This is a genomic window from Enterococcus sp. AZ080, from assembly GCF_051714945.1.
Taxonomy (GTDB): domain Bacteria; phylum Bacillota; class Bacilli; order Lactobacillales; family Enterococcaceae; genus Enterococcus_B; species Enterococcus_B pernyi.
In genome coordinates, this window is sequence record NZ_JBIOSV010000001.1 from 2,821,981 (window position 1) to 2,836,515 (window position 14,535).

Annotated in this window: 10 protein-coding genes; all 10 read right to left on the reverse strand. The window is 38.2% G+C overall.

Annotated elements, in window-relative coordinates:
- Positions 1-10: 10 nt before the first annotated feature.
- Complete coding sequence (locus tag IGK01_RS13385; protein WP_010734043.1) at positions 11-412, reverse strand: DUF4176 domain-containing protein; 402 nt, start codon at positions 410-412, stop codon at positions 11-13.
- Positions 409-4,821, reverse strand: a complete 4,413-nt coding sequence (gene essC, locus IGK01_RS13390) for a type VII secretion protein EssC (RefSeq protein WP_438840820.1) — start codon at positions 4,819-4,821, stop codon at positions 409-411. The genes IGK01_RS13385 and essC overlap by 4 nt, the downstream gene beginning before the upstream one ends.
- Complete coding sequence (essB, locus tag IGK01_RS13395) at positions 4,808-5,980, reverse strand: type VII secretion protein EssB (protein WP_010734041.1); 1,173 nt, start codon at positions 5,978-5,980, stop codon at positions 4,808-4,810. Before essB ends, essC begins: the two co-directional genes overlap by 14 nt.
- Positions 5,977-6,252, reverse strand: coding sequence for a hypothetical protein (locus IGK01_RS13400; protein WP_010734040.1), 276 nt, complete (start codon positions 6,250-6,252; stop codon positions 5,977-5,979). Before IGK01_RS13400 ends, essB begins: the two co-directional genes overlap by 4 nt.
- A 13-nt stretch (positions 6,253-6,265) precedes the next feature.
- Entirely contained in the window at positions 6,266-6,751 is a 486-nt protein-coding gene (locus IGK01_RS13405) for a hypothetical protein (RefSeq protein ID WP_438770895.1), read from the reverse strand.
- A 13-nt stretch (positions 6,752-6,764) separates the two neighbouring features.
- Positions 6,765-10,151 (reverse strand): type VII secretion protein EsaA, encoded by a 3,387-nt coding sequence (esaA, locus tag IGK01_RS13410; protein WP_226076993.1) that lies wholly within the window; start codon positions 10,149-10,151, stop codon positions 6,765-6,767.
- 252 nt (positions 10,152-10,403) lie between these two features.
- Positions 10,404-10,697 carry a WXG100 family type VII secretion target gene (locus IGK01_RS13415; RefSeq protein WP_023520541.1) on the reverse strand — a complete coding sequence of 98 codons (294 nt, stop codon included), beginning with the start codon at positions 10,695-10,697 and terminating at the stop codon, positions 10,404-10,406.
- 141 nt (positions 10,698-10,838) lie between these two features.
- Positions 10,839-11,729, reverse strand: coding sequence for an Rgg/GadR/MutR family transcriptional regulator (locus IGK01_RS13420; RefSeq protein WP_023520542.1), 891 nt, complete (start codon positions 11,727-11,729; stop codon positions 10,839-10,841).
- Between the two features lie 364 nt (positions 11,730-12,093).
- The gene (locus IGK01_RS13425) at positions 12,094-12,990 is read right to left on the reverse strand and encodes a phytoene/squalene synthase family protein (RefSeq protein ID WP_023520543.1); all 897 of its coding nucleotides are present in this window, start codon (positions 12,988-12,990) and stop codon (positions 12,094-12,096) included.
- Complete coding sequence (locus IGK01_RS13430; protein ID WP_019722718.1) at positions 12,977-14,467, reverse strand: phytoene desaturase family protein; 1,491 nt, start codon at positions 14,465-14,467, stop codon at positions 12,977-12,979. Before IGK01_RS13430 ends, IGK01_RS13425 begins: the two co-directional genes overlap by 14 nt.
- Positions 14,468-14,535: the final 68 nt, after the last annotated feature.

Consider the following 14,535-nt stretch of genomic DNA (forward strand, 5'->3'; position numbering starts at 1 on the left):
TTTTTTCTCCTTATCTGAATTGATAGAATGGGTCTTCTTTTAATCTCTCTTCTTCATTGATTTTTATAGTTTCTACAATCTGTACAGGTTTCTCCTCTTGCACGAGTGGTGGTCTAGTTGGCGCATCCCTAAGTTGCTTCAGCAAATCGTCTAAAAATTCTTCATCGTCTTGGTTTTGGAAGCCTTCGAACAACACTTCTGTGATTTGATCGGCATGGATAGAAAAGACTTCTTGGCTCGGTACATCTCCAAACGGATGGGGGGCTACTCGATATCTCGCTATCACTTTTTCTTCTTCATTTTTAGCGATGGCACGAGCAACGACAAAATAGAGCAGTTGGTCATCCTCTGTCCCAACTAGTCTTAAGATACTACCTAGTGGCAAAAACGGTGTGATCATTTCTTCTCTCATGCTTCTTCCTCCGTAGGAAACACCAAAGCTTCCAAGTGTTCATCCTTCAAACTGTGTAGGACGTTTTTAGCAACTATTGCGTTTTTTTCTTGATAAGAAAGATTTTCAATAAATAATTGATTTTGTAAGCTTCCACCAAATAAAATATGATCGATATTTTCTTTTACGAACATAGTGATTCCGCCAAAGGTATTACCCACTTTCGTCATATGATCGAGAAAAACAAACTGTAAATGCTCGTTTCCTCCACTTAGCAGAGCGGTAACTTCCTCAGGGTTCAATGTTAATTTATCGACCAAGTCTGCGATACCATTGATAATGATGATTCTCTTGCCAGTTTCATTTGTTAAGAGAGCTTCTAAAGCCCCTTTTAGGGCTGTTGCTTTTTCACTAAGACATGAACGGTCCAAATATAGTGAAACTTTCGGCTTTGCTGGTTCGAGTGTTCCATTTGCATCGATCAACACCACTTCTTCTTGTCTTTCTTGACAAATTTGTTGAAGCAGCCAAGGCATCATCGCACGAAGTTGCTTATTGGATCTGAAAAAGATCCCTAATCTCATGCGCTGGAACAAGTCGAACGATTCTACTGAAGAAGTGGCTTTGTTTAATCCCAAATACAGTGTGTGGCTGTCGTCTTGTTCAAGGTAAGAAGCAAAACTTTTTTGCGTTAGGTTTTCTGGTACCATTGGAATTTTATCTGGGCGTTCGCCTGTCCAAGCTTGATTGATTTCTATAATTTCTTCTTCCAGATTTTGGAGTAGTTCCGCATCATTTTTCCCGTTAATCGGCAGATAAAACTGAATGGTAGTTGGCGTAGAGAGTAAGACTTGTCCGCGCCCATTGATTGCTTCAGGTGACAAAGCATTTCTGCCCATGACCATATTTATTTCATTTTCATCGTTTAAATATAGCGTTATCTTAGTGGCAATATTGCTCATCATGTTAGTCCGAATACTTCCTACACGATTCGCGGTCATCACAAGAAAGATACCCAAACTGGCACCATCTCTTAGTAGTTGAAGAAGCACTTCGTCGATTCTATCTTTGCGCTTATCTTCCAAGCTCAGGCCATCATAACTATCAAGAATGATTCCTAAGATCGGTAATTTTTCTCTTGTTCTTGTTTCGTATTGCGTTAGATTCGCGACACCAGCTTGCTTGAACAAATTTTTGCGTGCTGCCAATAATTTTTCGATGCGATCAAGCATTTTTTGCAGTTTTTCATCTTCTTCCAAAGTCGCTATATCCGCAATATGGGGTAATTCCTTGAGTACTAATAAACCATTATTCCCAAAATCAATTAAATGAAACTGAATCGTTGCAGGGGTGTTTTGACGGGCAAGGTTCATTACAAGAGTTTGCAACACTGTCGACTTCCCATAGCCTGGACTAGCTACGATCAATGTGTGACTCGCTTCTTCGAGATTGAAGGTATAATTCATTTGTTTTTGTTCAGAAGGAATATCTAAACAACCAAATGGGATAGCTAGATTACGAACTTCTGACTGTTTTATTTTTGGCGCCATAATCTGCTTATTTAGGTTCGGTAGCCATGGCTTATCCGGCAATTTGTAGGTAGAATCGGCAAAGATTGTCTTGATCTTATCAATCACTGCTTCTAATTGTGTCGGCAAATCTCGTGTATCTTTTCCTTGAATGATTTCGATATCTGGATCATAGAGTAATTCTAACTGGCCCAATTCGTTGATTTTGAATACCCGTTCATCAATCACTTCTTCGATCAATTGTTCTGGATCATATGGAACCCCCGCATAGCCACTTTGAAATAATTCATACACCTCATTTTCGCCAACTTTCAAATAGCCTCGTCCAGGATTCGTGATTTGTGCGGCATCTGGCGTTTTGAGTAACTCATTCGAGTCTTGGACACTCGCCATTTTCAAGGCAATTTTACTCGTACTATTGGCTTCGATCTGGTCATTGACTACCCCAGAAGGTTTTTGGGTGGCTAAAATCAAATGAACACCTAATGAACGTCCGATTCGTGCAACAGAAGTGAGCTCATCTAAGAATTCTGGAACATTGGCTTTAAGCTCCGCAAATTCATCCGAAACTAAAATCAAATGGGGCAAAGGTTTTTGTGGATAAACAACGTCTGGTTTTGGGGTATTTCTTTGTTTATACAAGGTCATGTAGCCGTTGATATTATTTACACCATATTTGGCAAACTCTCTTTGACGTTTCGCTAGCTCTGCTTTGATGCTTGCTAAGGCTCGCGCAGTTCCAGCACCATCCAAATTAGTGATTGCGCCCATAAAATGGGGCAAATGATCTAAGGTATTGGCTATTCCGCCACCTTTCCAGTCAATAATCAACATGCCGATATCTTCTGGCGAAAAATTGATTGCTAAGCCGATCAAATAAGTCGTTAAAAATTCAGATTTCCCGGAACCAGTCGTACCACCAACTAAGGCGTGTGGTCCATGGACTCGTTCATGTAGATCCCAGTAAACTAAATCTTTTTTTCCACGCCAACCAATTAATGAACGAATCGATTTATTAGGTTCCGCAGTAGCCCAGCGATTTGAAATCGCTAGTTCTTCAGCTGTCTTGACCTCATATTGATCCAATAGACTCAAGCTGTCAGGTACGGCATTTTTCTCTACTTCCACATGATGAAGATTCGCCAAACGCCGAATGGCTTTTTCGATTGGATAGGTTGTCGGCAAATGATTGGGAATAAAACGCTGGTTCACATATTCATTGTCCTGATTGATCAACGTTGCTGCTTCATTGCTTTGATATTCAATTAAAGTAGTCGTTGTTTCTGGCAACATATTCAACGTTTCTTTTCCCCAAATGACCGTGATTCCATAGTCTCCTAAGTTTTCGGCTAAAAACTCGTTCAATCCATGACCTGCCAACCAACTTTCATCCAAAATCGAAAAAACATACTGTGGCTGAAAGTGTACCTTTTCATTTCCCGCTTCACGGACTTGTTGTTTTCTTTTTGCCACTATTTGATAAAAAGAATTCAAAATCATGTCTCGACTTTGGGGGGTATGCACCATTCCTCTTAGATTTAAAGAACGGATTTTGTTATGAGGTAACCAACGCCATTCTCGCCAATGTTGTTCGTACTCTTCCGACGGGATCAGTGTAATGAATTCGACGTCTCGATAAGAATGCAACACACATAACTGAAATAATAGGAGTTGTAATGCTGTTCGTAAAACACTAGGTGTTCCTGCTAAGCCAACCGTCTGTTCCAAAAGTGAAACGATGATCGGGGCATCTCCAAGTTGTTTATAGGGACTATTAAGATGCTCAAACGCTTCATTACTCAGTTCATCCTCTTCTACCGGCTGAAAGTTTGTTTGAAAACTAGCATTGATTTCGCCGATTCCTAGGCGGACAGTCAAAAAATCTTCGTTCACTGTCATGCGTTCATAAATCCTCGCATGATAATCTTTAGCCATCAATGCTAATTCATCCAGTGAAGGATTCATATATTCTAATGCTGTTTTTTGTGTTTGCTGTAAGACATTAAGCTCTGACTTTTTTTTGATCATATACTGACGGAAATGCTCTTCTCTCATATGATTTTTACTGTTGATTTCTTTTTTGTTTGTAAAATAACTCGACACAGAAAAACCTGTTGTAAGTAAACTAGCACCTCCCATACTGATCAACATAACTGGATTGCCCCCGCTCAAAAAACTTGTCGCACCGCTCAAAACAACCATACCTAACGGTGGAACGATAGTTTTCAACCACTCATTCTTTCCTTCATTAGATTTCTGCTTAGGCGCTTGGATCTCTATTTTTTCTTTTGGCTCTTTTAAATGGATTCTTGGACTACGCCTAAATGCTGGAAAATTTTCTGGATACTCGGGAATGTAGGGTTCTTCGAGCAACTGCCAGGGGTCCAACTGTAGCTGATTTTTTAAATCTGAGATCTTTAATTGTTTCTCACGCATCTCAATCATGAGATAATCAATGATCAATTGATCGCCTACAGAAAATGGAAAGACACCTTTTTCTACACGTTGGTGATTGTAATAAATCTTGGCCTTACTAGGATAGATTTTTATTTGATAGTCATCAGTACTATTACGATGAATAAAAATCAACGCATCCGAATCAATACGGATCGCCGAGTCTTGTGTATTTGATAGATAGACGCTTTCCCTTGGCTTATTGACGATTACCGTTTTCAAATTTTCATGATGAACGAGGAGAAACTTTTCATCCTTGACTAATTCTCCTCCACAAAAAAGCTGTCCGTCTTCACAGGAAAGTGTTCGATTGTCCAGTATTACTTGATTGTTTTTTTCTGTTATTTGTTTATGAATAAACGTCGAACCAAAGTAAAAAAGATCATAAAGAACTGAAACGGAATGTTGGATTTGATCAGTTATTGAATTTGGCTTAGTTTGCTTCATTACTATCCGTCTCGCTTTCTAAGATTTCTAAGTACTTATTGATTTCTTCCTCATAACTTGTTAATAACTCTTGCTTCTTCTGTCCACTCATCTTGTTGTTTGCTCGCGTCGCGTCGTATAGTTTGGTGTAGGCATGTAAAATGTATTGATGATCGCCGAGGTTTTGTGCGATATCTAATGATCGTTCAAAATTCCCCCTTCCAATATAGATCCAGTAAAGCAAAGTATTCTCATTTGATTTTTGAGAAATGTTATTTAAGATTGCTGTCTTTTGCTCATTCGACAAATTATCCAGCTGTACCGCGCTGACTGCAGCGACATATTGGGCACCAGAAGGGAGATCTTCGGGTTTATCATCTTTTAATGTGGTCAAAACACCAGCATAATTATTAGCAATATATTGCGTTTCAGCAGAACTGATCCGTTCTTGTGCGGGAAGTTTATCAAACGCATAGATACCTGTTGTAAGCGCTAAACCTATTGTTGAAATACTTAATAAAAGCGTGCCCCACTTAAACATAAAATAGCTTCTTTTGTTCACCATTTGAATTTCTGATGCACGTTTCGTTTTCTGCTGTACGACTTGTTCGCCAATCATGCGGTCGATTTCTGCGACACTGTTTGCTCTTTGGATTCGTTTAGAAAACTCGTCCTTCAATGTGCCATTTCCTTCAATCAGTTGCTCATAATCGAACTTAGGATGTAAAATTGTCAGGATCAAGGCACGATATTGCTTCAAAAATTCTTCTTCGGTTATTTCATAAGGAATAATTGAATGCGCAAAACCTCTATGTGCTACGATGATTTCTTCTCCAAATAGAAATAGATTGGCTGGATGGATGAACGGCTGGATCGGGCTACTCAAAAACTCGGATAAGAAATTGATTTTTTGTGCAAGTAATAATCGTTGAAAAAGTTCTGTTCGTTTAAGGTACTCTTGCAAAGAATAGATTTGTTTACTTTTCTGGTATTGAATGACGAGTTTTTCCTCTGAAGATTCTACGATCTGTCCAGAGAGCAAGTGTTTTTTCTGTGTTAAGAATAGTTGATACTGTTCTAAACGATCGAGTTGGTATTGCTTAGCATTCAGTGTCACTTTGACAGCATCAGTTGTTGTCTCAATCATGATCGTTTCAGAAATATCTTTTATGTGGGTCACGTTCGTTCCTCCGATTTTTGTTGAGATTCATGGATCAGTAAATGATCGCCTTCACTTAATGGATAGTCTGCCACATATGCCTCTTCCTTTAAGCGGATCGGTTTATTCAATACCACTAAGTCGAACACCTCTGGCAAGGACGAACCATTTTGTATGAAAGATTCCTTCAGTAATTCTTTTAATCGTGTAATCGTTACTTGGGTCGGGATCTGTAAGTCAATGATTTCTTCTTTGACTTGTAAACTTATCCCAATTGCTTGATTTCTATCCAACTACAACAGTCCTTTAATCATTTTTGTATTTCTGCTGTGAAAACTTTTTACCAAGATAATTGCCTCCAATAGTCAGTAAAATACTTCCTAGTAGAAGTAAGATCCACAAAACAATTCTTCCCTGGATAGCTGTGTGATTTGGGTTAGCTGACACCTGATGTCCTACAGACATTTGCCCTTTTTTGAATAATTGGGGTGTAATTGTTTGCTCAAAGACCTGTGGCTGTGGAGTTGCTTCCGACACAAAGACGAGGTTGTGAGCAGTAGAAATCTGTTGTCTTTGTTGTTGGACACGTTCTTGGTCTAATTTTGTTTTATCTTCTAAAAATAAATCTTGCACTATAAATGTTGTTTCATGATCTTCGATGCCTTCCCTTTCTTGGTAGATCACATGGTTATTGATAGTGAGTGTGCTTGCAAAGACTGTGACATTCGGGTGACTTAAAAATAGTAAAACTACCAACAAAAAGAAAAGCCCCCCTATTTTTTTCTGAACCATTTTATACCTCCGTTTATTCATTTGACCGTTCTTTTTTCTCTTCTGGTCGGACAATAAAATTCAGTATCACTCCAAATATCAGGAATAGAACGAGCATGAGATAACTTCCCCAACCGATGACACCCTCATTCATCAGCACATTAAACCCGTTTTGAATATTCTGTAAAGGTGACAGACGATAGAGCCATTCTGTCAACGAGCCATTTTTGATTGCTACGCCCAACAAAGGAGTCAACATGAAGAACAAGCCAAAAATCCCACCACATAAATACAACGTGATTTTTTTGAATTGGCGCATGAACCCTAAAAGAATCAATTGACCACTAGCAAAGACTAAAAATGCATAAACGAACCAAACAAAAGAATGCGCGACTCCTGATACTATGGTCGTTAAAACGCTATAAATAAGTGACAGAACTAACGTTACACTGAGTACCGCCACCATATTAGGCACGTTTTTCCATATACGGTTCGGTGTGACTAACAAATCGACAGAAGTCACTACACGTTTTTTCATCACGCTAGACAATTGAAAGGATACTAACAGAATCATAAAGCCACCGATCAATGTCACATAGTAAGGAGTCAATGAGCTTTGTCTTGTTTGACCAAAGCTTCCTTGTCCTAAAATTGGACTTGCTAAAAAATTAAAGACATGTGGATTGTCTGCCCCTCCATTCTTTGTATTCGAAAGGACTTCACTAAATGATTCGGCATATGTTTGATTTTCAGAGACAGTCTGTGCTGATTCATCAAGAGAGGTACTTAGATTACTTAAAATAGTGGTGGCATTCTCTTGTACTTCGATGGTCGATTCTTTTAGCTGATCGATTGTAGGTGTGATATCAGCTACTTCTGCCGCAGATTGACCGGTAACTTCAGCTGCTGCTTTTGAACTTGCCATCAATCCTTGCATCGTTTCGATCAGACTGGCTGTTTGAGCTTCAATCAGAGCGTATTCATTTTCTTTAGGATGTGGATTTTCTTCTGAGATGACGGATTCCGCTTCTGTTTGTGCCGTTTGCTGCCAACTGTCGTATACTGCATGGATTTGTTGATTCGCAGAGGCGAACCAGTGGTTTAATTTGTCCGCTTCTTCCATAAATGTCTGTGGTAATGTCATTAATTGCAAGGTACCGTACAAGGTTGGTTTTAGTTCTTCAGGTTCTTTAGTCCCAGGAGAACCAATGACTGCTTGTAATGCAATGATTTGATTCTCGGTATCGCTATACAACTGATCCCCTGTTTTTTTGTATTCCTGATACAGTTGTTCACTGATCATCGAAGGTTTGTCGCTTTCCTGAAGATTGTTATATAGCCAATAGATCGAACGAGAATCAGCTAATTCAATAAGGGATCTCCCCGTATTTTCTGGTTGATCGATCATCTGTCGATATGCGGGAATCGTTATAGAATGGTGTGGTGCACCAAATAGCGTGACGATTTGTTGCGCAGTCGTACTTAATAGTTGAAACTGTTCCAAGATTTGTGGCACATCATCAATCAATGGCTGATCCATTGGAAGATATACCGAGAATTCACTCATTGGTTGTTCGCGTTCATTGATCATCCATGTGTAAAACACCTGATTGTATGAAGTAGTTTGTTGTTCTGGAGTCAACTGCCACTTTAAAGGAATGCTTACTTCAAAGTTCAATTTATCTGATAGCGAAGGATATTCTATACGCTGGTATGTCTCTTCCGTTTCCTCCTCCGGTTCAATCGTCCAAGGTTGTACGATTGTGAATGAATGATTTGTATCTACTCGGATTGCTGTTTCATAGTTGTAGGGGGCTAGTAACTGATTCAATTGAGTTTCCATTTCTATAAAATCATATGTTGGATCAAAAAAGAGCATTCCTTGCTGCTCTTCTTCTGCTTGTATCGAGAGGAACGTATCTTGATTTAACTCAATTGACATCTGTTGATTGGTGGTGGGTAAAGAAATCATTGCATCATGTTGTGCTTTCGGTTCAAGATAAGCAAAAGAGGCTTCACTTCCGATTGGTCGGTCAAAATCATGGGCATAGCGTGTAACAATCGCTAGCTCATCATTGAAAATGGCGGCCTGATCCTGACTGATCACTGCTTGATTTTGTAATTCAGCTAATAATAGAGCTAAACTATCCACCGAGATCCGGGGCAATATCTCCTCGATAACTGATTGGTACGCCCCATCTAATTTGGGTTCATTCCTTTGATTTGTCATCAATTTGATAATCGCATTTTTCACTTGAACTTCTGTCGCAGTTGCGGGTGTACTTGTCGGATCATTATAATACGCATTGGCAATTTGACCTTTTAAGCGTTCTAGCTGTTCTACTTGACTCTCCAACTCAGTAATTTGTTGTTGGATCTCTTCGATGCGGGTTTGTTGATTGGTTTGAAACGCCGTTGCCTGAGCCAAGAAATCCCAATAAATACCGAAACTATTTTGTTCATTTGGTGTATAAAAGTTACTAAATTGAGCTAAAATCGCATCATTGAATAAGTCGTATTGATTTCTATAATCAGTTGTTGCGTTCTCCCACTGAGTGGTTAATTGATTTTTTTGTAAGATGACTTGTTGATTGAATTGATCGATCGCTCCAGTGATTTTTTCATTCGTTTCTTTTGTATAATCAACAATTGTCTCCTGAACATTTTCTGTCTCTTTGTGAGTCTCTTCTAAACTTGTATTATTGCGCTCCAAAAGAGATTGTACCGAATCAACAAAGGCCTGTTGTTGTGCCTTGAATGCACTATTTGTTGTATCTAAAATACTAGTTGAGTCTAATACACTCGCATAGTTGTCTGAAATATTTTGGAATGGCTGATAGATACTATTTTCTAGATTTTGCTGATAATTGCTATGTGTATTCGTCATTTTATTCACGTTTTGCTGCGCTTCAGAGAGATTTCCTACAATACTAGAGAAATACATCTGCACAACACGCTGATTGAAGTTTGTTAAAATCTGATTCACTTGTTCTTCGATCATTTGGTTAGTTATCTCATTTTGACCATCTCGAACTTGGTATTCGATGATCGCTTTTTCTGGATTGATACTTTGTAAAGATAATAGTTTTTCCGAAAAATCTTGGGGAATAATGATTTTTGCATCGAATTGGCCGTTCTCTAGTCCTGCTGTTGCAATATTACGCGTAGTCGTTTCCCAACGATTGGCAGTATCTTTATTGATCAGTGTCACAAAATCGGTTCCTAACAAGTACTGCTGACCTTCAAAATCTGCTCCTCGATCCTCATTTACCAAAACATATTGCATTTTTGTCGTCGGGCTGGCGGTGCTCGTGATGATACTCTTTTCTTTAAAGCCAATATAAGCAAAGAAAAGAAGCAAAGATAAACTTGCAATGATCGCAAGGATAAATGGCTGCTTTTGCTTCAGATGGTTTTTCAAGTTGTTCTCCTCCTTCTAAAAGAGCATGGGGTCAGAAGTGACTTGTCTGTATTTCTACCTTTCAAAATAAGCGTCAAAATCCAAAAATAGCTAGCTGATTTCGGATTTTGACGCTTATATCATGGCGATGTGCACTTCTGTCATATCCTCTTTTTAGGCTATAGCTGAGATGCTCTGTTTTACATTGTGTATTGTTGCACATGTGATTCGTTTAAGAAAATCTAGCAAAGTGACTTCTGTTTGAACATCAAGTTAAAATCCAAACGAACCTGCATCTTGACGATCGCGTTCTGCAACCGTATCAGCATACTTGTTCAACTGCTGATTGATGCGCTCAAGAAGTTCTTCCATTTGACGAACATTACCTTCTAATTGGTTGTATTGTTCCAAATAAGCTTGAAATGCTTGTCCTTTCCACTGTTGACTGATTTGTTGGTTCATTGCATTTACTTTACGGATCGCCTCTTGGATCTGAGAGGCTGCCTGTGAATAAACCTGTGCTTGTGACTTCAGTTGTTCGGGGGTGACTGCAATTACTCCTGCCATTTTTGTACCTCCTAAAATTTTTTTGACTAGTTTATCATACTTGATTTTCAACTGGTCAAAATAAAATACGCCGAATAAGGTTGATCTTCGTCGTATACGCACAATTCTTTTCGTATAAGATTAGTTATTTTAAGATAGCATTCAATTACTAGCGGGGGGAAACTCATTCTTGAGTTCAAAATCCACATGGTACGCCTGCTCCACGAAGCGTAACAGTTCGTATTTTTTTTGATATTGTTGCTTTGAATCCAAGTAGCAACTGACTGCTAAAGCGTTTTTTATGTGATACTTCCCTTTCTTATTACCTTTGATCACATACCAGACGCCTTGCAAAAACAATTGCAAGTTACGCTCATAGTATAGTTCTTCTTCAAGGAAATACTCTTCTAACTTCGCACCATATTTCCAAACCAGGCGGAGATCCTGATTTTTAATAAATAGAATGAGGCCATTTGCCAACATGCGAAATGTCTCACTTTGCCCGCTGCGGTTTTCTTCGTAGACCGCCAAACTAAGAAACGACTTTTCTAAAATCAAATCGATAAATTTAGGATGGAACGCATACATACAATTAGTAAACAAAAAAATTTCGTAGCGAGTCCATGTTTGTGCCTTCATTAAATACTGATAAACCTCTGAAGATAGCACATCGATTTTTTCCTCTTTTAATTGAGCGATCATCAAGCGACAAAGACTGATTAGATGACGTTCTCTTTGAGAATCAGGTTCTTCTGTTTCATACAACATGATAATACTATGTAATTCTAAACTATCTTTCTTTTCAAAAGCGACTACCGCTTCTTGCATCAATCGATTGACCTCGGATAAATCATTTGGAAAATTAAATAACTGCAATTCATCATAGTCCAAATTTAGTTTTTTCAAAAAATAAGTCAACTTACTGACTGTCGTATCTGCTTTATTTTGAATAAAACGTTTATAAACAGAACGACTAGCTTCCTCTCCACAAAGTTCTGCAATCGTTATTCCTTTTTGCTTTCTGACAAATTCAACGATCTCCCATACTTCCATTTTTTCACTCCTGACCTCTTTCACTGAATCTTGAACTCAAAGATTTTATAGAAAGAGCTTCTATGATTGAAATTTGATAAAGCTAAAAATCCCCGTTTATTATAATCTTACCATCATTCTCGTTTGAATATTACATTTATTTATAATAACTGTTGTTTTTAAATATAAAGACTTTACTAATAAATACAAAAAAACAGAACAGAAAAACATTGATGTTATTTATAAGAGCGATAATAATGGAATAAACAATGTATTTTTTGTTCAAAATGTCATGATAAACAAAGAATGAGCACTCGCAACGGTACTTTCCGCGAGTGCTCATTCCGTTTTCTGATACATCAGATTATCAATGCTATCATACCAATTATAATGTTGATTGTTGTGGACTATTTATTAGAGTTTCTACATATTTTTTGGCTTTTCTCAGCAGTTGGATTTTTCTTATCTGGCTGACATAGTTTTTACGATCTAACATGAAATAGTTATTTTCTCTGATTACGCTTAATTGCTCTCTATAGATCATTGCAGCAGCAGTTAATGCGAGTTGACAATTTCGGTCAATAAACGGCAGCATCGTAAAAGAAGTTTCATATTTTTTCTCTGCTTCATTAGCTATCGCTTCCCATAGATCAATCAATGGCTTCGCAGGTTTATCTGCTTGCAACATGGTTTCAGTCACACCATGGGCACGCATCATTTCCTTTGGTAAATAAATTCGTCCCATTTTATTATCTTCACCGATATCTCGTAAAATGTTAGTGAGTTGCATCGCTTCACCCAGCCTTTTTGCCTGTGACTGGATTTTTTCTGCTTGGTCAGATAATAAAGGTAACAACATCAAGCCGACACTACCTGCGACATAGTAACAATAGTCTTCTAAGTCAGCCAATGTTTCTGGCTGTGTAAAGACTAAATCTTGCTTTTGACCTGCGATCATGTCGTAGAACGGAGACAAGGTCATGGGATAAACGGAAAAAACAACCGACAAGGCACGCCAAATTGGTTCATCAGGAATTTTACCCATGGAGAAAGCATCTAGTTGGTGTTTTAGTGCCAACAATTCTTCCTCACTATGGGCTAAGTCAACTGTATCATCTGCCAAGCGACAAAAAGCATAAATGGCATAGACACTTTTTGCTTTTTCTTCAGGAAGTTGAGAAAACGCAGCGTAAAACGATTTTGAATATTTTTTTATCACAGTTTCACAATAGGCAAAATCGTCTGCGTGTTTTTCAAACAGTTCCTGATTAGTTTTTATCATCTTTAACCAACTCCTCTACCGCAAGCTTAGCACTTTGCATCACGATTGGTACACCAGCTCCGGGATGTGTGCTGCTACCACAGAAATAAAGATTCTCAGCAGAAGCAAATTTATTATGAGGTCGATAATAGTTACTTTGTTTTAAGGTTGGTTTCAACCCAAATGTTGCACCATTATAGGCATTGAAATGTTGTTCAAAGTCTTTTGGTGTATAAAAACTTTCTGAAACGATATGCTCTTCAATATCAGTAAAGTCTGTCTTTTCTTTTAATAATGTCAATACTTTTTGACGATATTCTTGGACTTTCGCTTCTGACCAATCTTCGTATTTTGAAAGTTCTGGAACTGGTACTAATACATATAATCCTTCATGGTTTTCTGGGGCTAATGATTCATCCATGATCGTAGGACGGTATAGATAAAAGGATGGATCTTCCGGTAAACGACCATCTTCAAATAAATCATCCACATTTCGTTTGAAGTCATCTGCAAAATAGATGCTGTGGAGATAATCCCCCGGATATTTTTTATCTAGACCTAAATATAGTAAGAAACAAGAACAAGAGTATTCCATCTTATCGATTTTCTTATCCGTATATTTCCCACGATTCTTTTCATCAGGAATCAACTCTTTCATTGCATAAGGAAAATCAGCACCACAAACGACCGCATCTGCTTCTATTCGTTCTTGTCCGATTCGAACACCTTTTGCCACTTTATCTTCAATGATCAATTCATCAACGGGTGTATTATAATGGATCGTTCCACCTAATTCTTCTAATAAGTTAGCTAGTGAGGTTGCTAAAGTATACATACCTCCTTTGATAAAATGAACGCCATATAAAAGTTCGATCATCGGGATAATCGTGTATAACGATGGACCTTGATATGGGGAAACACCGATGTATAAGGTTTGGAACGCCAATGATTTTCGCAAACGTTCATCTTTAACAAATTTAGCAATCGATGAATACGCATCACTAAATGTTCTTAGACGAATCCCTGCCCATAGTGATTTAGGATTATAGAAATCCCAAAAACCACGAAAGGATTTAGTAATAAATGCTTCTTTGGCTATGTGATAACGCTTGTAGATATCCGCTAGAAACGCATAATAGCCTTGCGCATCTTCTTGGGAAATCGCTTCGAGCGTTTTGGTCAATTCAATGAGATCATTTGAAAATTCGATTGGTTCTTCTTTATTGAAATAGAGTTTCAACATAGGATCGACTTTTTCCATCGGAATGTAGTCATCCGGATCTTTCCCACAAAATTCAAATACTTCGCGATAGATTTCAGGCATCATCACGATCGTTGGCCCCACATCAAACGTGAACCCATCTTTTTTGATTTGATTCATCTTGCCGCCAGGGCCACTTTCTTTTTCGTACAATGTTACTTCATAGCCTAATTTTTGCAAGCGTACAGCTGCACTTAATCCCGCAACTCCTGCACCTGTTACAATGACTTTTTTCATGACATCCACCTACTCAATTCTTGTTCTATAAATTTTTATCATCTGATAAATTTTAGGATATCATTAAA